Below are 17,219 nucleotides of genomic sequence, written 5' to 3'. Positions count from 1 at the left end.
CTGGGCTTCGATGACCTGAAGCAGCTCGCTGTCGAAAACCGCGTAACTCTTTGTTTACCAAGGAGTTTTCCGTTTCGACTGCGCCGGAAGTGGGGCGAATTATAGACTTCCAGAATCTGCCGTCAACACCTAATTATGCTTTTCTTTCAGAAGGTGTCTTTTTAGCTATTAAACGCGGAATTCGACGAGCGACAGGCGGTAACCGCAACACCAATAGCAGTGCGCCTATAGAGGCATAGACCGCCCACTCCTTCAGATCGGCACGCACGATCCACAACATATGCAGCAAGCCAAGACAGAGAACGCCATAAGCCAGTCGATGCAGCTTCTTCCAGCGAGCCCCCAACCGCCGCTGACTGTAGCGGTTGGAGGTTATCGCCAACGCCAGCAAACAAAGGAACCCCAGCACACCGACAATAATGTACGGTCGCTTGCGCAACTCGACCCCCAGCTGCGACCAATCAAAGCCAAGAATGAACGCTATATAGCCACTCAGATGGAGTACTACGTAAGCAAAGCACCACAAACCCAGCTGCCGCCGGACAGCAACCCACCCCGCCCAACCGGTGAGCTTCAGCAACGGCGTGAAACTCAATGTAATAAGCAGCAGTACAAGCGTCCCCAACCCCAACCGATCAACCAGCACCTTGCCCGGATCCGGCCCCAGCACATCCGCCCAAGCCTGATAGAGCCAAAGCAGCGGCCACACCGCAGCAGCGATGAAGACACTCACTCGCCAGAACGGATATCGCATCAGTAGTTCTTCCGCAGATCGAGCCCTGTATATAGAGAAGCAACTTCGTCCGAGTAACCGTTGAACATCTGCGTGTCACGCACATTGGGCTTAAACAGACCGCTCGGCAAACGACGCTCCCGGGCCTGCGTCCAGCGCGGATGATCGACCGTCGGATTTACGTTGGCATAGAAGCCGTACTCGTCCGCAGCAATGCTTTGCCAGGTGGTTTTCGGTTGCTCGCTGACCAGACTGATCCGCACGATGGATTTGATACTCTTGAAGCCGTACTTCCACGGCACCACCAGACGCAGAGGCGCGCCGTTCTGGTTAGGCAGCTCACGCCCGTACATGCCCACTGCAAGAATCGCCAACGGATTCATCGCCTCGTCCAGACGCAGCCCTTCTACATAGGGCCAGTCGATCAGGGCAAAACCAGAGCGCTGCCCTGGCATGGTCTTAGGGTCCTGCAGCGTTTCGAAGCGAATGAATTTTGCCCTGGAGGTTGGCTCAACAACATTGAGCAACGCAGAGATGGGAAATCCGATCCATGGAATGACCATCGACCAGGCCTCTACACAGCGAAGACGATAGATGCGCTCCTCCAGCTGATAAGGCTTCATGAAGTCCTCCAGCGCATATCGCCCCGGCTTACCCACCTCCCCGTCCACCACCACGCTCCACGGTTCGGTTTTCAGAGAACCGGCGTTGGCGGCCGGATCACCCTTGTCGGTACCGAACTCATAGAAGTTGTTGTAGTGGGTCGCATCCTTGAACGGCGTGATCGCCTCATCCTTGACGGTGACCGCCCCCCACTTGGTAGATGGGAGTTTTTCGGCAAACCAGGATGGCGCGTTGCCCGCCTCGACATCCGCGTATCGCGCGGCATCGTCAGCACTGGCCCAACGCGGCAAGCTGCTCACAGCCAAGCCGGCAACGGCGGCGCCCAATACATTACGGCGAGATAGATAGAGGGATTCAGGCGTGACATCCGACTCATGGCAGTCGGATGACTTGGGGACTTTGATCAGCATGGCAACTCCGCAGCATTGGAGGACAGATGCACCAATAGACTGCGGAGTATGAGGGAAATTACACGCTTTTGTGCCGACGAAGACGTAACAGGTATTGAACCGGGCCAGACGCTGCATAGGCGAGGAAAACCAGCAGCAGGATGCGCGGCGGATCACTGAACACGACGGCAAACACCAGCACCACGGCCAGGATCGCCACGAAAGGTACACGTCCTTTCAGGTCCAGCTCCTTGAAGCTGTTGTACTTGATGTTGCTGACCATCAGCATGCCGGCGGCCGCAACCATCAGCGCTACCAGGAAAGACATCTTGGAACCCTGAATGCCGTAATCGCTGAACGCCCAGACAATACCCGCAACCACACCCGCCGCAGCCGGACTGGCCAGACCGATGAAGTAGCGCTTGTCGGCGGTGCCCACCTGGGTGTTGAAGCGTGCCAGGCGCAACGCAGCGCCAGCGACATAAATGAAGGCGACCATCCAGCCGACCTTGCCCATATCACCCAAGGCCCAGCCAAATGCCAGCAGTGCCGGCGCAACACCGAAGGCGACCATATCGGACAGCGAGTCGTACTCGGCACCGAAGGCACTCTGGGTGTTGGTCATACGGGCTACGCGACCGTCGAGACCGTCGAGCACCATGGCGACAAAAATGGCGATCGCGGCAAACGCAAAATACTTGCTCGCGCCAATCGCATCACCTGCACTCAAGGCACTCTGGGCACTCATTGAATTGATGATGGAATAGAACCCTGCGAACAGGTTCGCAGTGGTGAACAGATTCGGCAGAAGATAGATACCACGATGCCGGACTTTACGGCCTTCAGCGTCATGCCCTTCTTCGACGTGTTCATCGATGGGCAGCAGGCTTTCGGCGTCAGAAGCCTGGTTTGGCTCTTCGGGACGTTCGCTCATGGACATTACCTTGCAACGGGGTGGAAAGTTTCGACAGGTGTCTGGGACGACGGTTCGGCCACAAACGATGCAGCTTTATACCAGAACCGGCCTCCTAAACGAAAAAACGCGGCCTAGGCCGCGTTTTCCGTACAAGTGTGCGACTTAGTTTTTGGCTTTGTCGACGATCTTGTTGGCACCGATCCACGGCATCATGGAGCGCAGTTGCTCGCCAATGATTTCGATACCGTGAGCGGCGTTGTTACGACGCTTGGCGGTCATCGAAGGATAGCCGGTTGCGCCTTCGCTGATGAACATCTTGGCGTATTCGCCGTCCTGAATACGTTTCAGGGCGTTGCGCATGGCCTGACGGGATTCGGCGTTGATCACTTCCGGACCAGTCACGTACTCGCCGTATTCAGCGTTGTTGGAGATCGAGTAGTTCATGTTGGCGATACCGCCTTCGTACATGAGGTCAACGATCAGTTTCAGTTCGTGCAGGCATTCGAAGTAGGCCATTTCTGGCGCGTAGCCAGCTTCAACCAGGGTTTCGAAACCGGCTTTGACCAGTTCAACGGTACCACCGCACAGAACGGCTTGTTCGCCGAACAGGTCGGTTTCGGTCTCGTCCTTGAAAGTGGTTTCGATGATACCGGTACGACCGCCACCAACGCCCGCAGCGTAGGACAGTGCAACGTTTTTGGCGTTGCCCGAAGCATCCTGATAGATAGCGATCAGGTCAGGGATACCGCCGCCTTTGACGAACTCGGAACGCACGGTGTGGCCCGGTGCTTTCGGCGCGATCATGATCACGTCGAGGTCAGCGCGCGGAACAACCTGGTTGTAGTGGATCGCGAAGCCGTGGGAGAAGGCCAGGGTTGCGCCTTTCTTGATGTTTGGCTCGATTTCGTTTTTGTACAGGGAGGACTGGAACTCGTCCGGGGTCAGGATCATGACCAGGTCGGCAGCCGCAACAGCGGAAGCAACGTCGGTCACTTTCAGGCCGTGAGCTTCGGCTTTGGCAACGGTCGCCGAACCTTTACGCAGGCCAACAGTGACGTCAACGCCGGAGTCTTTCAGGTTGCACGCTTGAGCGTGGCCTTGGGAACCGTAACCGATGATGGCAACTTTCTTGCCCTGGATGATCGACAGGTCGCAGTCTTTATCGTAGAAAACTTTCATGAATTTCCCCTATATATCCAGGCCGTTCAGGCCATTCGCTAATTTGGTTTAGATGCTGAGTACTTTGTCGCCGCGAGCAATACCGGTTACGCCGCTGCGGACGGTTTCCAGGATCGACGCGGTGCCGATGGACTGAATGAAGCTGTCGAGCTTGTCGCTGGTACCGGTCAATTGAACGGTATACACGCTAGCGCTGACATCGACGATCTGCCCACGGTAAATATCGGTGGTGCGCTTGATCTCGGCGCGCTGGGCGCCGGTGGCCTTGACCTTGACCAGCATCAGTTCGCGCTCGATGTGAGCACTTTCCGACAGGTCGACCAGTTTGACCACTTCGATCAGCTTGTTCAGGTTCTTGGTGATCTGCTCGATGATCTCATCGTGACCAACGGTGGTCAGCGTCAGACGCGACAAAGTCGGGTCTTCGGTTGGCGCCACGGTCAGGCTTTCGATGTTGTAGTTGCGCTGTGAGAACAGGCCGACTACACGCGACAGAGCACCGGGTTCGTTTTCCAGAAGCAAGGAAATAATGTGCCGCATGATTAAGTACGCTCCGTCTTGCTCAGCCACATATCGCGCATGGAGCCGTCTTTGATCTGCATCGGATAGACGTGCTCGCTGGTGTCGACTGCAATATCGATGACCACCAGGCGATCCTTCATGGCGAATGCTTCTTCCATCTTCGACTTCAAGTCTTTCGAGTCGGTGATGCGCACGCCGACATGGCCATACGCCTCTGCCAGCTTGACGAAGTCAGGCAACGATTCCATGTAGGAGTGCGAGTGACGGCTACCGTAGCTCATGTCCTGCCACTGACGAACCATACCCAGAACGCCGTTGTTCAGGATGACGATTTTGACCGGCAAACCATATTGCAGACAGGTGGACAGTTCCTGAATGTTCATCTGGATACTGCCCTCGCCCGTTACGCAGGCGACGTCGGCATCCGGAAAGCTCAACTTGATACCCATGGCCGCCGGAAAACCGAAGCCCATGGTGCCCAGGCCACCGGAGTTGATCCAGCGGTTCGGCTTGTTGAACTTGTAGTACTGCGCGGCGAACATTTGGTGCTGACCCACGTCGGAGGCAACAAAGGCATCGCCCTTGGTCACTTCGCACAGGGTTTCGATCACGGTCTGCGGCTTGATGACACTGCCGTCGCCCTTGTCGTAAGGGAACAGGCCGCGATCACCGCGCCATTCATCAACTTGCTTCCACCAACTGGCAACGGACTCCTTGTTCGGGGTCTCGCCGATTTCCTTGAGGATCGCGACCATTTCGGTCAGGACGCTTTCCACCGGACCAACGATCGGCACGTCGGCCTTGATGGTCTTGGAGATCGAAGCCGGGTCGATGTCGATGTGAATGATCTTGGCATTCGGGCAGAACTTCGACGCGCCGTTGATGACACGATCGTCGAAGCGTGCGCCGACTGCGAGGATCACGTCAGCATGGTGCATCGCCAGGTTGGCGGTGTAGCTGCCGTGCATGCCGAGCATGCCGATGAACTGACGGTCGGTGCCAGGGTAGGCACCCAGACCCATCAGGGTATTGGTCACTGGCAGGTTGAGCATCTTCGCCAACTCGGTCAGCGGCGCGGAGCCACCACCGAGAATCACACCGCCGCCTGCGTACATCACAGGGCGCTTGGCCGCCAGGAGCATTTCGGCTGCCTTGCGGATTTGTCCGGAGTGACCGCGAACGGCCGGGCTGTAGGAACGCAGCTTGGCTTTTTTCGGGAAGATGTATTCGAACTTCTCGGCCGGGTTGGTCATGTCTTTCGGGATATCGACAACGACCGGACCAGGACGACCGGATTGCGCCAGGTAGAACGCTTTCTTCATGACTTCCGGGATTTCCGACGCGTGCTTGATCATGAAGCTGTGCTTCACGATCGGCCGGGAGATACCGATCATGTCGGTTTCCTGGAACGCATCGGTGCCAACCATGTTGCTAGGCACCTGGCCGGAAATGACCACCATCGGAATGGAGTCCATGTAGGCCGTGGCAATACCGGTAATGGCGTTGGTTGCGCCCGGGCCGGAGGTCACCAGTACCACACCGGCTTTACCGGTGGCACGGGCGTAGCCGTCAGCCATATGGGTAGCAGCCTGCTCGTGACGAACCAGGATGTGGGTCACTTCCGGTTCTTTGAACAGGGCATCGTAAACATGAAGAAGAGCACCACCCGGGTACCCGTAGATGTACTTGACGCCTTCGTCACGCAAAAAGCGGACGAGCATCTCACCGCCAGATAAAAGCTCCACGTTGTTCACCTCTAAAACGCCAGAATACCGCCCACATACAAGAGGACGGGTCTTAATAGGTTTACTTCTCGGCAGAGCATGAGCGACGGTGGTCGCCGACTACGTCAGCACTGACTGAGCAAGTATTGGGATCGTCCCAAGTGTTGCGGGGCTTTCCCACCCAGCGCGAGGTAACGCGTTGCGGGTGTAACAGGTCGGCGCGGATGTGCGCCTCATGATCTGCCGAGCGGGTCTGCTTCTGGCAGTCCCTCTACAGCGGACTTTGGATTCTTCTGTTTCGTCCCCTGCAAGTCAAGTCGTCAATGTGCTTTATTGAAGTAAGCACATGAGAAAGCAAGAAAAAACCGCTAAACAGCAACTGTGTTAGCTTCAATTGCGCAACCCAATACAAGGAAATGGCATGCGAACGTTTTTCCTGACCGCCAGCCTGCTGATCGGCATCAGCCCTTTGTGCATGGCCGCTCAGATTTACACATGGGTCGATGAACAAGGCGTTACCCACTTCGATGCGCAACCGCCCCAGGGCCGGCAAGCCACGACCGTGGTCACGCCCTCCTCTGCGAACAAGCCGGCTACGCTGCCCCGCAGTAACGCCATTGGCGATCAACAAGCCATCGATAAGACCGTTAAAAAACAGGTCGCCGAGCAACAAGCGCAGCTAAAGGTATTCTGCGAGCAGGCGCGAACGAACCTGGCTCAACTGCAGAACAATCCGCGGATACGGGAGGATGTCGAGGGTGAGATGCGCCGCCTGACCGACGAGCAACGTCAGGAACGGACTGCTGAAGCGCAAAGACAGATCGCAGAAAACTGCCAGTAGGAGCAGAGCTTGCTCCTACAGGTGATCGGGGTCAGCGGGAGGCGGTGATCAGTTGGTCGAACTCTTTGAGCAGAACCTGCAACTGCCGATCCTTGCCCTGGACATTGCGGCTGGCGAAGACCATTTCCGCCATCTCCTGAATGCCCGAGGCATTGGGCAGCGGCAAGTCCTGCTCGAGGATCGTTTTCATACGCGGCAGGAAGATCCATTGCAGCCACTGCTCGAAATCCAGCGTATCGACCGAGAAGGGCTCGACACTGGACAGCGCTTCAACCGATGGCGAGACTTCGTCCCACCACCCCTGAACCCGCAACTCGCGCTCGATCAACAGCAGCTGCTCGGCAATTTTCGGAAAGCGTGCATCCATCACAGCGAAACCTTGGCCTTCTGACGGGCCAGTGCAGCGCCAGCGGAATCACCCTGTTTCTCACGTGCCTGACCGATCAACTCCCACAGACTGGCCTGAAGTGCAGGACGCCCATTGGCGAGGGTCAGACCACGACGAGCGAACTGCTCGGCTTGTGCTGCATCACCTTGAGCCATGCGAACCTGCGCCAGACGATAAAGCACTTGCGGCTCACGCGGCGCAACACGCTGGGCGCGCTCCAGACTGGAAGAAGCACCGTTGAGGTCACCGCCAGCCTGTTGCTGCTGAGCAGTGGTCAGCAGCGCCAATACCGGACCGTCCAGCTGTTCATCAGCTGACAGACCACCGGCGCTCGACGAAGGAATACCGCTTGGCGTCGATGGCATGCTGTAGCTGCCCTGATTGATCGGGGCAGACTGGACTGGCGAAGTGTCGATCGGACCCGAAGTGATCGGGCCTGGCGTAATCGGCGAAGTGCTGATCGGTGCCGACGCAACTGCACCGCCACCCGGCACCATCACCACGACGCCGGTGTCACCTTGCGGGATCGCCTGGGTCTGGGATTGCACAGGACGTTTAACCGTCGTTTGACGAAAACCGCCATTTGCCGAAACACGTTCACTGTTGGAAACGGCACTGCCGGAATCCACAACCGGAATCGAACCACGCTGTACGCTGGAGCAACCGCTGAGCAAAGCCACGGCGGCAACCGCTGGAATCAACCACTTGTTCACTTGAAACCCTCTTTGCTTAATTCATCCAGCCCTTGACCCAATCCATCACCGTTTCACCGTTAACAGGGCTTTCGCCACCGCAAGCAGCGCCGGGAGGCGGTTCGCTGCCGCGAATATACGGCATCTGCACGGCGCCTGGGCAGTTGGCATCAGAGCCTTGTCCGGTATGTGAATCGACCCAGGCCTGAACCACATTATCAGGCTGCGGCATGTCCAGCGGCAATGGATCGGCCTTGCGCATGAAACTGGTCCAGACCTGCAACGCGCCAGTGGCACCGGTAAACGGTGTCTTGCCGTTGTCATCGCGTCCCAGCCACACCACCGCCAGCAAGTCCTGACTGAAGCCCGCGAACCAGCTGTCTCGCGAATCGTTACTGGTACCGGTCTTGCCTGCCAGCGTCAGGGTTTTCGGTAACACGTTGTAAACAGAACTGCCGGTGCCTTCGCGCATGACCCGTTGCATGGCACTCTGGATCAGGTAAATAGACGCCGGATCGAAACGCTGCTGAATCTGGAACGGATAGCGCTTGAGCGGCTCGCCTTCCGCCGTCAGCACGCTACGAATCCCGCGCATCGGCGTATTGAAGCCACCATTGGCGAGGGTCTGGTACATGGTCGCCACTTCGATCGGGGTCATGCCGCCGGCCCCCAGCAGCATCGACGGGAATGCCGGAAACTCGCGACTGACACCCAGGCGAGCCAGCGTCTTCAAGACATTCGGCACGCCCACCGCCAACCCGAGACGCGCGGTCGACAGGTTGTAGGAGTGCGCCAGGCCCTGATAAAGGAAAACAGTGCCGTGGGAGCGGCGATCATAGTTTTGCGGTTTCCAGACCTGCCCGTCCGCGCCTTTTACCGAGAAGGATTCGTCTGACAGCCAACTGGTCAACGTGTACTGGCTAGGTTTCTCAAGGGCTGTCAGATAAACCGCCGGCTTGATCAACGAACCGATCGGTCGCACAGCATCCAGCGCCCGGTTGAACCCGGCGAAGCTTGCCTGACGACTGCCGATCATCGCCTGGACCTCACCGGTTTCCGGGTTGGTCACCACCATCGCCGCTTCAACGTCATCGGAGCCTTTGCGGCCAGACAAGCGCTTGAACGTATCGTTGACCGACGCTTCCGCTTTCATCTGCAAAATAGGATCGAAACTGGTGAAGATCCGCAGGCCTTCTTCGGTCAAGTCTTCGTCGCGATAGTCTTCGCGCAGTTGACGTTTAACCAGGTCGAGAAACCCAGGGAACGAACTGTCGGCCAGTTTGCCGCGCGTCGTCACGCCCAAAGGCATTTTCTTCGCCGCAGCGACCTGTTCGGCGGTGGCGACGCCTTGCTGCTCAAGCACATCGAGCACCAGGTTGCGCCGCTCGAGCGCCCGCTCCGGATTGCGACGCGGGTTGTAATAGGACGGTCCCTTGACCATGCCCACCAGCATCGCGACTTGATGCAGTTTCAGCTCGGACAACGGCTGCCCGAAGAAGAACTGGCTGGCGAGGCCGAAACCGTGCACCGCGCGCTGGCCATCCTGACCGACGAACACTTCATTGAGGTAAGCCTCAAGAATCTCCCGCTTGTCGTAATGCAGCTCAAGCAGCATCGCCATCATGGCTTCGGTGAGTTTGCGGCTCAGGCTGCGTTCGCTGGTCAGGTAGAAGTTCTTGACCAACTGTTGTGTCAGGGTACTACCGCCCTGGGTCATCTTGCCGCCAGAGGTGTTGACCCAGATGGCGCGGACAATCGACTTCGGCGACACGCCCCAGTGGCTATAGAAGTCCCGGTCTTCCACGGCGACCAGGGTTTCCAGCAGATACGGCGGCACCTGATCGATGTTGATCAGAATGCGGTCTTCGAGATTCTTCGGATAAATCCCGCCGATCAGCAGCGGTTCCAGCCGCACCACAGAAAGCTTCGAACCGTTGGTCGCCGAAAGTTCGGCCACGTAGTCGCCGGAGAAGCGCACGCGCACGGGCTGCGCGTTCTCCATGCCTTCATAGAACTGGAAACCACGGGTATTCAAGTCAACGGTGTTGCCGTTGACCGCTGCTGCGCCGGGGCCGTTGCTCACGCTTTCGCGGCGATAGCCCAGGGCGTCGAGCTCGGTGAGGAAGTCTTCCTTGCTCAGCTTCTGGCCGGTGAACAGCTCGAGCGGGCGCGCATAGACCTTGGCCGGGATAGTCCAGCGCTTGCCGGAGAACTTCTCCTGGACAATAGCGTCGAGGTAAACCGCGAACCCGGCGAGCACCACAAGGCCGACCAGACTGAGTTTAAGGGCCCAGCCCAGCCAAGGGCGCAGGCCCCTGGAAGGTGGTTTTTTGGGGGTACGGGGGGATCGAGTACGAGTCATGGCGCCGGATTATACGCACTTTATTCATACTCAACAGGAGCCCGCCGAGGTTTGCGTCGGGCGGACTTGCGGCCATAATGGCGGCCGTGAATTTTCCCAGACTCTGAAGGAACGCCTGTGAGCCAGTCCCTGATCGCCGCCCTGCAAAACCCGGCCCTTTACCCGCATCCGGTAGACGGGTTTCAGCTCATCGAAACCCACATCTCCTGGGTCATTCTCACAGGTGCTTTCGCTTATAAAGTGAAGAAACCAGTCAATTTCGGCTTCCTCGACTTCACCAGCCTCGATGCCCGCGAGCATTTCTGTGGTGAAGAACTGCGCCTGAACCAGCGCCTGACCAATGATTTGTATCTCGAAGTGTTGCCAATTACCGGCAGCGCCGAAGCGCCACAACTGGGCGGCGACGGCCCGGTCATCGAATATGCGCTGAAAATGCGTCAGTTCCCACAGAGCCAACTGCTCAGCACGCTGCAAGCCAACGGCGAATTGACCACCGCGCACATCGACGAGATGGCCGCACAGATTGCGCAATTCCACCTCGCCGCACCAAAAGTGCCTGCGGAACACGAAGCCGGCACACCGGACAGCGTCATGGCGCCGGTGCGGCAGAACTTCGAGCAGATCCGCCCGTTCCTGAGTGACAAGGCGGACCTGCTGCAACTCGATGCCTTGCAAGCCTGGGCCGAAAGCAGCTTCGAACGCCTCAAGCCACTGTTTACCCAGCGTAAGGCCGAGGGGTTCATCCGCGAGTGCCACGGTGATATCCACCTGGGCAACGCCACCGTGATCGATGGCAAGGTCGTGATCTTCGACTGCATCGAATTCAACGAGCCGTTCCGCTTCACCGATGTCTATGCCGACACCGGCTTCCTGGCGATGGACCTTGAAGACCGTGGTCTGAAGAGCCTGGCCCGTCGCTTTATCAGCCAGTATCTGGAGTTGACCGGCGATTACCAGGGCCTGGAACTGCTGAACTTCTATAAAGCCTACCGTGCGCTGGTTCGCGCCAAGGTCAGCCTGTTCAGCATGCCGGCCGAGGCCGACCCGGTGCAGCGCGCTACTACCCTGCGCCAGTACCGCAACTATGCAAACCTGGCGGAAAGCTACAGCACCATTCCTTCGCGCTTCATGGCCATCACCCACGGCGTTTCCGCTGTTGGCAAAAGCCACGTGGCCATGCGTCTGGTGGAAGCGCTGGGCGCAATTCGCCTGCGTTCCGACGTCGAGCGCAAACGCCTGTTCGGCGAACAAACTGTGGCCAACGATCCGCAAGCCGGCATTTATAGCGCCGACGCCAGCGCCGCAACCTACACCCGCCTGCATGAAATCGCCGCGGTAATCCTGCGCGCCGGTTTCCCGGTGGTGGTCGATGCCACTTACCTCAAGCGCGACCAGCGCGACGGCGCGGCGAAAATTGCCGAAGCCACCGGCGCGCCGTTCCTGATCCTTGATTGCAACGCGCCACAAGCGGTGATCGAAAGCTGGCTGGCCCTGCGTCAGGCAGACAAAAAGGATCCGTCCGACGCCAACCTGGCCGTTATCGAAGCGCAGCAAGCCAATCGTGAAGCCCTGACGCCAGAAGAGATACTGTGCAGCAAACGCGTGCAGACCAATGAAAGCGGGACCCTCGACACCGTCGTTGCGCAAATTCGCCAACGCCTGCCGGGCCTGTAAGAAAGTATTTCAGCCGTGAAGCCTTCGCCGGCTTCACGGCTGTCAAATAGTGGCACTATACTGGCGTCATAAAACCAACAGGTGATGTGACATGAGCCAGCCGAAACTTCTCGACACCCCGCTTTATGCCTTACTGCACAAAGACGACATCACAGGTTTCAACAACGAACGTCCAAAAGACGGACCTATCGACATGGTCGGTGGTGACTTCCGAGGCCTGGACCTGCGTGAACTGAATGCCGACGGCATCGACTTTACCGATGCTTACTTCCGCTCTGCCGACTTGCGCGGCATCGATTTCAGCAACTCAAACCTGGAAGGCGCAAGCCTGGCCCACGCGCAGATCTCCGGCGCCTACTTTCCACGAGAGCTGAGTGCCGACGAAATTCTGATGTCGATGAATTTCGGTACACGCCTGCGTTATCGCACCCGTTAAAAACGACCGATAACTGAAATGTCCAGTGCACCGCCTTGGCGCCCCGCCTTGCGCTGGACTGTGGGTGTTTTCAGCTTGAGAACCTGATGCCCTTCCGCCTTTTCCTACCCTGTTCGCGTACTTTTACGCCGCTCATCGGAGCTGTTTCTTAGAAGCATTTGCTCCGAAACCGACCAAACAATCACGCTTTTCCTACTGATGGCTACACTCCTCAGAAGCTTGCCCACGCACCGTTCGGCCGTCGCAAGGAGGCTTGATGAATGATGAACTGCAGCACCTGAAGAATCTTGGCAAGACATCGGCGCAGTGGCTGCATGCCGTGGGCATCCACAGCGCCTCGGACTTGCGTCGCCTGGGGGCGGTGGATGCCTATCGGGCTGTGCGCACGCGCGGGTTCCGGGCATCCAAGGTGTTGTTATATGCGATCGAAGGCGCGCTGATGGATGTGCATTGGAACGACATCCCCGCCGAGCGCAAGGAAGCCCTGAACAAACAGTTGGAAGCGATCTCGTCACGCCACAAGAATTGAACGGAGCGAAGGAGAGTTTCTCAGCCTCACTCAAAGCAATCCGAAGATCGTCTACAGCCTGATCGAGAGCGTGGACCGGCGCATTAACCTGCTGAACAAGCACACCACGCAGCTGAGTTCATCAGGAATGTAGTCTGAAGCCCAATGATTACAGGGCTTCTCGCCAAGCAACTGACAATTTCCGAGGAAATGAAAAATCAGCGGTTGACTTGGTAATGAGAATCGCTATGATTATCACAACTGGTCGCGAGACTGGTCGATATTTGAAAAGCCCTTGGTTCGGACTCTCAGATATCTCCTCATCAGGCTAATCACGGTTATTTGACCCGGCTCTTGCCGGGTCTTTTTTTGCCTGCGCAAAAGTCCCTTGGCAAAACCGATCCCCTGTAGGAGCCGGCTTGTTGCGGGCGGCGTTCCGACGATGGCGGTGTATCAGTCAACGCATTTAGTGACTGACCCACCGCCATCGCCAGCAAGCCGGCTCCTACAGGGGGATCTGTTGCCGTTGTTTAGGGTTTTGATTCTGGCTGGCCCCTGCGCATCTCTGCACAGTAATCCGGCGTCGGCGTGGCAGGCGTGTACCAGACGTAATCGGCCATCGCCGCTGTGACTTCGCCGCCCTGCTGCGCCAGCATTAAAACCACGGGGGCTTCGGGCGCTCCCAGATCAAGCGCATGGATCGGCACGCCGACATCCTTTCGCGCGTGGTAAGCGCCGGCGAACAGCAATGCAGGAGTGGGTGCAGCCAACAGCCGATCGGCCATACGCCGGTCACGTTGCTGCTGGACGGCGAGCATCGCCGGCATTTGCGATTCGGGCAGCAGGCCGCAATGGGAACCGCTGATCTGTGCCAGCAACTCATCCTTGACCGACGTGGCATTGGAGCGAGCGCCGCTTAATGTCGGCGGCCGGGCGTAAAAAGCACGCACCTCGACTGTGTCCAGATTGGCGGCCAGCAGCGGATACGGTTGGGCCAGGGCGAAACGAACGATCGGCCCATACAGATTCCAGTCCCAGCCAGGTTGCCAGGCTAATGCACCTGGCAAATCCGAGGGCAGCGTCGAGGCGTGGCGAATGTCGTCGACGCGCAGCTGTTGATCCGGCGTGAGCATTTCCAGCAGCAGACTGCCTTGCGGGCGTCGCTCTCCCAGCGCCTGCAACAACCAGCGTTGCAGTTCATGGTGATCGCGATTGTCATGCTGCTCCCCCACGATCAATCGCGACGGCTTGGCCAGACGCGCCAGCAGCTCCTGCGCCGTCAGCGTCTGACCGCTGTGCAAGTCGAGAATCTCGCCGATGACCGGCGGCGTCGAAACATGCTGACAAGCACTCAGCATCAGCACCGCCAGAATCACCATCACACGCATACCCACACCCTCTATCAATGACTCAGCGGGCGATGATCAGCGGATGCCCACGCTCCGGGTGCTGTTGCACCAAGACGTCCAGCCCGAATACCGCCTTGAGCGGTTCCGGTCGCAACACTTGCTCCGGGGTATCGAGCGCGACCGGGCGCCCGCCTTCGAGCAGTAACAGGCGATCACAATAACGCGCCGCCAGGTTCAGATCATGCAGGATCACCAATACAGACGCGCCACGATCAGCGAACTCGCGCACCGCTTGCAAGGTGGTGTGTTGATGCAGCGGATCAAGCATCGAAGTCGGCTCGTCGAGCAACAGCGTTTGCCCTGCCTCGCCCGGCCAGAGTTGCGCCAGTACCCGCGCCAGATGCACCCGCTGACGTTCGCCGCCGGACAACGCCAGATAGCTGCGACCACTCAAATGCCCGGCATCGGCAGCCTGCAACGCGGCGGCGACGATTTCGTCATCCCGGACCCGGCCGGTCTGGTGCGGCAAGCGTCCCATGCCGACGACTTCCTCAACGCGAAAGGCGAAGTTCAAGGTCGAGACTTGTGGCAATACCGCCAGGCGTTGCGCTCGTTGCGCGCCGGTCCAGTCACGCAACTCGCGTTCATCGAGCCACACGCTGGCGTGATCAGCCTGCAGCTCGCCGCACAAGGCGCCCAGCAACGTACTTTTGCCCGCACCGTTAGGCCCCAGCACGCCGAGGACCTCTCCCGGTTTGAGTTCAAGCGTAATATCCATCAAGACAATCTTGCGGCCTCGGCGGATGTGCAGATTTTGCGTTCGCAACATCAGGCACGCCCTCGCAGCAATAGATAAAGAAAGACCGGCGCACCGATCATCGCGGTGACGATTCCGATCGGCAGCTCCGCCGGCGCCAAGGCCAGTCGCGCCACCAGATCAGCGAACAACAGGAGACTGGCGCCCGCCAGCACCGAGGCCGGCAGCAACACCCGATGATCGGGACCGGCCAGCAGACGCACCAGATGCGGCACCACCAGCCCGACAAAGCCGATCATCCCCGCCGCTGCCACCGCCGCGCCGACACCCAACGCCGTGCAAAACACCAACTCACGCTTGAGCTTTTCGACGTCGATGCCCAGGTGCCCGGCCTCCGACTCGCCCAGCAACAACGCATTCAATGCCTTGGCGCGACGCGGCAACCACAGCGCCACGCCGGCACTGATCAACAGTAACGGCCAGAGTCGCGAATAACTGGCACCGTTCAGACTGCCCAGATTCCAGAAGGTCAGCGTTCGCAGAGTCGTGTCGTCTGCCAGGTAGGTAAACAGCCCCACGACCGAGCCGGCCAGCGCCGTCAAAGCGAGACCCGCCAACAGCATGGTTGCGACATCGGTTTGCCCGTTGCGCCGACCCAGTCGATACACCATCGCTGTCACGCCGAGCCCGCCGAGAAACGCGCACAGCGATAAAAGGTACGGCCCGAGGGATTCCGGCAATCCACCAAACGCCGAGCCGCCGACAATTGCAATGGCCGCGCCCAATGCCGCGCCACCGGAAACGCCCACCAACCCCGGATCGGCCAATGGGTTGCGAAACAAGCCCTGCATCGCCACGCCCGACAACGCCAGCACACCACCCACCGCCAATCCCAACAAGGTACGCGGCAGGCGAATCTGCCCAAGGATCAGCTCGGCCTGCTCCAGTCCGTCAGGCGCAAAGGGCAGGCCGATCATGCGTAACGCTGCACGCAAGGTATCGAGCAACGGCAGGCTCACCGGACCGAGCGCCAACGACAGCCAGATCGCCAGCAAACACAGCAGGCTCAGGCCGATGAACAACGCCCGGGGTTTTACCAGGACGGTCATTGAGCAGCAGTGCCGGGATAGAAACCGTCACTGATCTTTTTCAACTCCTCGGGCAATCGCGGGCCTAGCCCACCCACCAGCAGCGTTGGATCGAGCTCCATGACTCGTCCGTCCTTGGCGGCGCGGGTGGAAGACAGAATCGGGTTCTCCTTGAACAGCGCCGCACGCGCCGCCTCGCCGCTCAGTGCGCGGTCAGCAAACACCAGCACCTCGGGGTCCAGGCTGATCAAGGATTCATTGGAAAAAGGCTTGTAACCGGTGTGCGTCGCCAGGTTGTGCCCACCGGCCTTCTGGATCAGCCAATCAGCGGCGGTGTCCTTGCCAGCGATAAGAGGCTTGCCGCCCGCATGACCGAGCAGCACCAGCACACCCGGTGAGGGTTGCGTCAGCTGCGCATTGGTGACCCGAACCTTTTGCTGATCGAGCTGCTGCTGATAGCCCTGGAACAGTTGCGCAGCCTTGTCCTCGGCGCCGAGCAATTTGCCCAAATGCTGCAAGTTAGCGTGCAACGTCGGCAGGTCCGGCTGAGCCGAGAACAGTTCGACTTGCACCCCCGCCGTGCGAATCTGCGAAATCACCGGCGGCGGCCCCATTTCTTCGGTGCCGACCAGGATCTGCGGGCGTAAGCTCAAGATGCCCTCCGCCGACAGCTGCCGCTGATAACCGATGCTCGGCAACGCCTTGAGCGATTCCGGGTGCTGGCTGGTGGTGTCGACACCGACCAGTTTCGATTCGCCACCCAGCGCGCTGACCCATTCCGACAAGGCCCCACCGGCGCTGACCCAGCGTTGTGGCAACTCGGCCGCTGCGGCGTGGTGACTGACGAGAAGTCCGGCACAGAGCGCAGCAACGCGGGTACTCAGGCGCATAAACAGCTTCCTTTAATGGTTTTCCCAGGCATTGAAGTGACAGGCCAAGTATCCTCGGCATCCGGCACCTGCACCCGACGGGCGAAGCGGCCATTTGATAATTGTTTGCATTTGAACGTCAAGCTCGGACATATCCAGTCACGAGCC

17 protein-coding genes and 1 pseudogene are annotated in these 17,219 nt (G+C 58.8%); 5 read left to right on the top strand and 13 right to left on the bottom strand.

Features of this window, described 5'->3' with window-relative positions:
• Positions 1-133: 133 nt before the first annotated feature.
• The 6 genes from msrQ to IB254_RS25045 all read right to left on the bottom strand — a co-directional run bounded on the left by msrQ (position 134) and on the right by IB254_RS25045 (position 6,108).
• The gene (gene msrQ / locus IB254_RS25070) at positions 134-754 is read right to left on the bottom strand and encodes a protein-methionine-sulfoxide reductase heme-binding subunit MsrQ (RefSeq protein WP_192420014.1); all 621 of its coding nucleotides are present in this window, start codon (positions 752-754) and stop codon (positions 134-136) included.
• Positions 754-1,767, bottom strand: coding sequence for a protein-methionine-sulfoxide reductase catalytic subunit MsrP (msrP, locus tag IB254_RS25065; RefSeq protein WP_192420012.1), 1,014 nt, complete (start codon positions 1,765-1,767; stop codon positions 754-756). The genes msrQ and msrP overlap by 1 nt, the downstream gene beginning before the upstream one ends.
• A 58-nt stretch (positions 1,768-1,825) precedes the next feature.
• Positions 1,826-2,680 carry a CDP-diacylglycerol--serine O-phosphatidyltransferase gene (gene pssA / locus IB254_RS25060; RefSeq protein ID WP_008033154.1) on the bottom strand — a complete coding sequence of 285 codons (855 nt, stop codon included), beginning with the start codon at positions 2,678-2,680 and terminating at the stop codon, positions 1,826-1,828.
• A 144-nt stretch (positions 2,681-2,824) separates the two neighbouring features.
• Positions 2,825-3,841: a ketol-acid reductoisomerase gene (gene ilvC / locus IB254_RS25055; RefSeq protein ID WP_003228216.1), complete on the bottom strand. Its 1,017-nt coding sequence runs from the start codon at positions 3,839-3,841 to the stop codon at positions 2,825-2,827.
• Between the two features lie 48 nt (positions 3,842-3,889).
• Positions 3,890-4,381, bottom strand: a complete 492-nt coding sequence (gene ilvN, locus IB254_RS25050; protein ID WP_003205610.1) for an acetolactate synthase small subunit — start codon at positions 4,379-4,381, stop codon at positions 3,890-3,892.
• A gap of 2 nt (positions 4,382-4,383) precedes the next feature.
• Entirely contained in the window at positions 4,384-6,108 is a 1,725-nt protein-coding gene (locus IB254_RS25045) for an acetolactate synthase 3 large subunit (RefSeq protein WP_008033158.1), read from the bottom strand.
• Between the two features lie 400 nt (positions 6,109-6,508).
• Here IB254_RS25045 and IB254_RS25040 point away from each other — a divergent pair, with 400 nt between their 5' ends.
• Positions 6,509-6,928 (top strand): DUF4124 domain-containing protein, encoded by a 420-nt coding sequence (locus IB254_RS25040; protein ID WP_192420010.1) that lies wholly within the window; start codon positions 6,509-6,511, stop codon positions 6,926-6,928.
• 31 nt (positions 6,929-6,959) lie between these two features.
• Here IB254_RS25040 and IB254_RS25035 read toward each other — a convergent pair whose 3' ends face one another.
• From IB254_RS25035 to mrcB, 3 genes are read right to left on the bottom strand one after another with little or no spacing between them, the layout of a single operon-like run.
• Positions 6,960-7,295 (bottom strand): YqcC family protein, encoded by a 336-nt coding sequence (locus IB254_RS25035; RefSeq protein ID WP_192420008.1) that lies wholly within the window; start codon positions 7,293-7,295, stop codon positions 6,960-6,962.
• Positions 7,295-8,029, bottom strand: coding sequence for a hypothetical protein (locus tag IB254_RS25030; protein WP_192420006.1), 735 nt, complete (start codon positions 8,027-8,029; stop codon positions 7,295-7,297). Before IB254_RS25030 ends, IB254_RS25035 begins: the two co-directional genes overlap by 1 nt.
• A gap of 16 nt (positions 8,030-8,045) precedes the next feature.
• Positions 8,046-10,370 carry a penicillin-binding protein 1B gene (gene mrcB / locus IB254_RS25025; RefSeq protein ID WP_192420004.1) on the bottom strand — a complete coding sequence of 775 codons (2,325 nt, stop codon included), beginning with the start codon at positions 10,368-10,370 and terminating at the stop codon, positions 8,046-8,048.
• Between the two features lie 117 nt (positions 10,371-10,487).
• Here mrcB and IB254_RS25020 point away from each other — a divergent pair, with 117 nt between their 5' ends.
• The 4 genes and pseudogenes from IB254_RS25020 to IB254_RS29570 form a co-directional block, all read left to right on the top strand.
• Positions 10,488-12,044, top strand: coding sequence for an AAA family ATPase (locus IB254_RS25020; RefSeq protein ID WP_192420002.1), 1,557 nt, complete (start codon positions 10,488-10,490; stop codon positions 12,042-12,044).
• A 91-nt stretch (positions 12,045-12,135) separates the two neighbouring features.
• Positions 12,136-12,480, top strand: a complete 345-nt coding sequence (locus IB254_RS25015) for a pentapeptide repeat-containing protein (RefSeq protein ID WP_008033166.1) — start codon at positions 12,136-12,138, stop codon at positions 12,478-12,480.
• A 256-nt stretch (positions 12,481-12,736) separates the two neighbouring features.
• Positions 12,737-13,009: a TfoX/Sxy family protein gene (locus IB254_RS25010; protein ID WP_007971093.1), complete on the top strand. Its 273-nt coding sequence runs from the start codon at positions 12,737-12,739 to the stop codon at positions 13,007-13,009.
• Between the two features lie 13 nt (positions 13,010-13,022).
• Positions 13,023-13,142: pseudogene (locus tag IB254_RS29570) on the top strand (cAMP-binding protein); the annotation flags it as partial.
• A 376-nt stretch (positions 13,143-13,518) separates the two neighbouring features.
• On the opposite strand, the gene IB254_RS25005 reads toward IB254_RS29570, so the two are convergent.
• Genes IB254_RS25005 through IB254_RS24990 form a run of 4 tightly spaced genes read right to left on the bottom strand, consistent with a single transcriptional unit; the run spans position 13,519 to position 17,072 of the window.
• Positions 13,519-14,376 carry a ChaN family lipoprotein gene (locus IB254_RS25005; RefSeq protein WP_192420000.1) on the bottom strand — a complete coding sequence of 286 codons (858 nt, stop codon included), beginning with the start codon at positions 14,374-14,376 and terminating at the stop codon, positions 13,519-13,521.
• Between the two features lie 22 nt (positions 14,377-14,398).
• The gene (locus IB254_RS25000) at positions 14,399-15,166 is read right to left on the bottom strand and encodes a heme ABC transporter ATP-binding protein (protein WP_008036387.1); all 768 of its coding nucleotides are present in this window, start codon (positions 15,164-15,166) and stop codon (positions 14,399-14,401) included.
• The gene (locus IB254_RS24995) at positions 15,166-16,149 is read right to left on the bottom strand and encodes a FecCD family ABC transporter permease (RefSeq protein ID WP_192420018.1); all 984 of its coding nucleotides are present in this window, start codon (positions 16,147-16,149) and stop codon (positions 15,166-15,168) included. Before IB254_RS24995 ends, IB254_RS25000 begins: the two co-directional genes overlap by 1 nt.
• A 50-nt stretch (positions 16,150-16,199) precedes the next feature.
• Positions 16,200-17,072 (bottom strand): heme/hemin ABC transporter substrate-binding protein, encoded by an 873-nt coding sequence (locus tag IB254_RS24990; protein ID WP_192419998.1) that lies wholly within the window; start codon positions 17,070-17,072, stop codon positions 16,200-16,202.
• Positions 17,073-17,219 lie beyond the last annotated feature (147 nt).

The organism is Pseudomonas sp. PDM03 (assembly GCF_014852385.1).
Lineage (GTDB): Bacteria > Pseudomonadota > Gammaproteobacteria > Pseudomonadales > Pseudomonadaceae > Aquipseudomonas > Aquipseudomonas migulae.
The sequence above is the reverse complement of the archived record's forward strand: the minus strand, read 5'-3'. Positions and strand labels throughout refer to the sequence as shown.

Bases quoted from the DNA above. Each gene is read 5' to 3' on its own strand.
- IB254_RS25035 (WP_192420008.1), bottom strand. From the start codon at position 7,295: ATGGATGCACGCTTTCCGAAAATTGCCGAGCAGCTGCTGTTGATCGAG.
- IB254_RS25005 (WP_192420000.1), bottom strand. From the start codon at position 14,376: ATGCGTGTGATGGTGATTCTGGCGGTGCTGATGCTGAGTGCTTGTCAG.
- IB254_RS25010 (WP_007971093.1), top strand. From the start codon at position 12,737: ATGAATGATGAACTGCAGCACCTGAAGAATCTTGGCAAGACATCGGCG.
- msrP (WP_192420012.1), bottom strand. From the start codon at position 1,767: ATGCTGATCAAAGTCCCCAAGTCATCCGACTGCCATGAGTCGGATGTC.
- pssA (WP_008033154.1), bottom strand. From the start codon at position 2,680: ATGAGCGAACGTCCCGAAGAGCCAAACCAGGCTTCTGACGCCGAAAGC.
- IB254_RS24990 (WP_192419998.1), bottom strand. From the start codon at position 17,072: ATGCGCCTGAGTACCCGCGTTGCTGCGCTCTGTGCCGGACTTCTCGTC.
- ilvN (WP_003205610.1), bottom strand. From the start codon at position 4,381: ATGCGGCACATTATTTCCTTGCTTCTGGAAAACGAACCCGGTGCTCTG.
- IB254_RS25015 (WP_008033166.1), top strand. From the start codon at position 12,136: ATGAGCCAGCCGAAACTTCTCGACACCCCGCTTTATGCCTTACTGCAC.
- ilvC (WP_003228216.1), bottom strand. From the start codon at position 3,841: ATGAAAGTTTTCTACGATAAAGACTGCGACCTGTCGATCATCCAGGGC.
- mrcB (WP_192420004.1), bottom strand. From the start codon at position 10,370: ATGACTCGTACTCGATCCCCCCGTACCCCCAAAAAACCACCTTCCAGG.
- IB254_RS25000 (WP_008036387.1), bottom strand. From the start codon at position 15,166: ATGTTGCGAACGCAAAATCTGCACATCCGCCGAGGCCGCAAGATTGTC.
- IB254_RS25040 (WP_192420010.1), top strand. From the start codon at position 6,509: ATGCGAACGTTTTTCCTGACCGCCAGCCTGCTGATCGGCATCAGCCCT.
- msrQ (WP_192420014.1), bottom strand. From the start codon at position 754: ATGCGATATCCGTTCTGGCGAGTGAGTGTCTTCATCGCTGCTGCGGTG.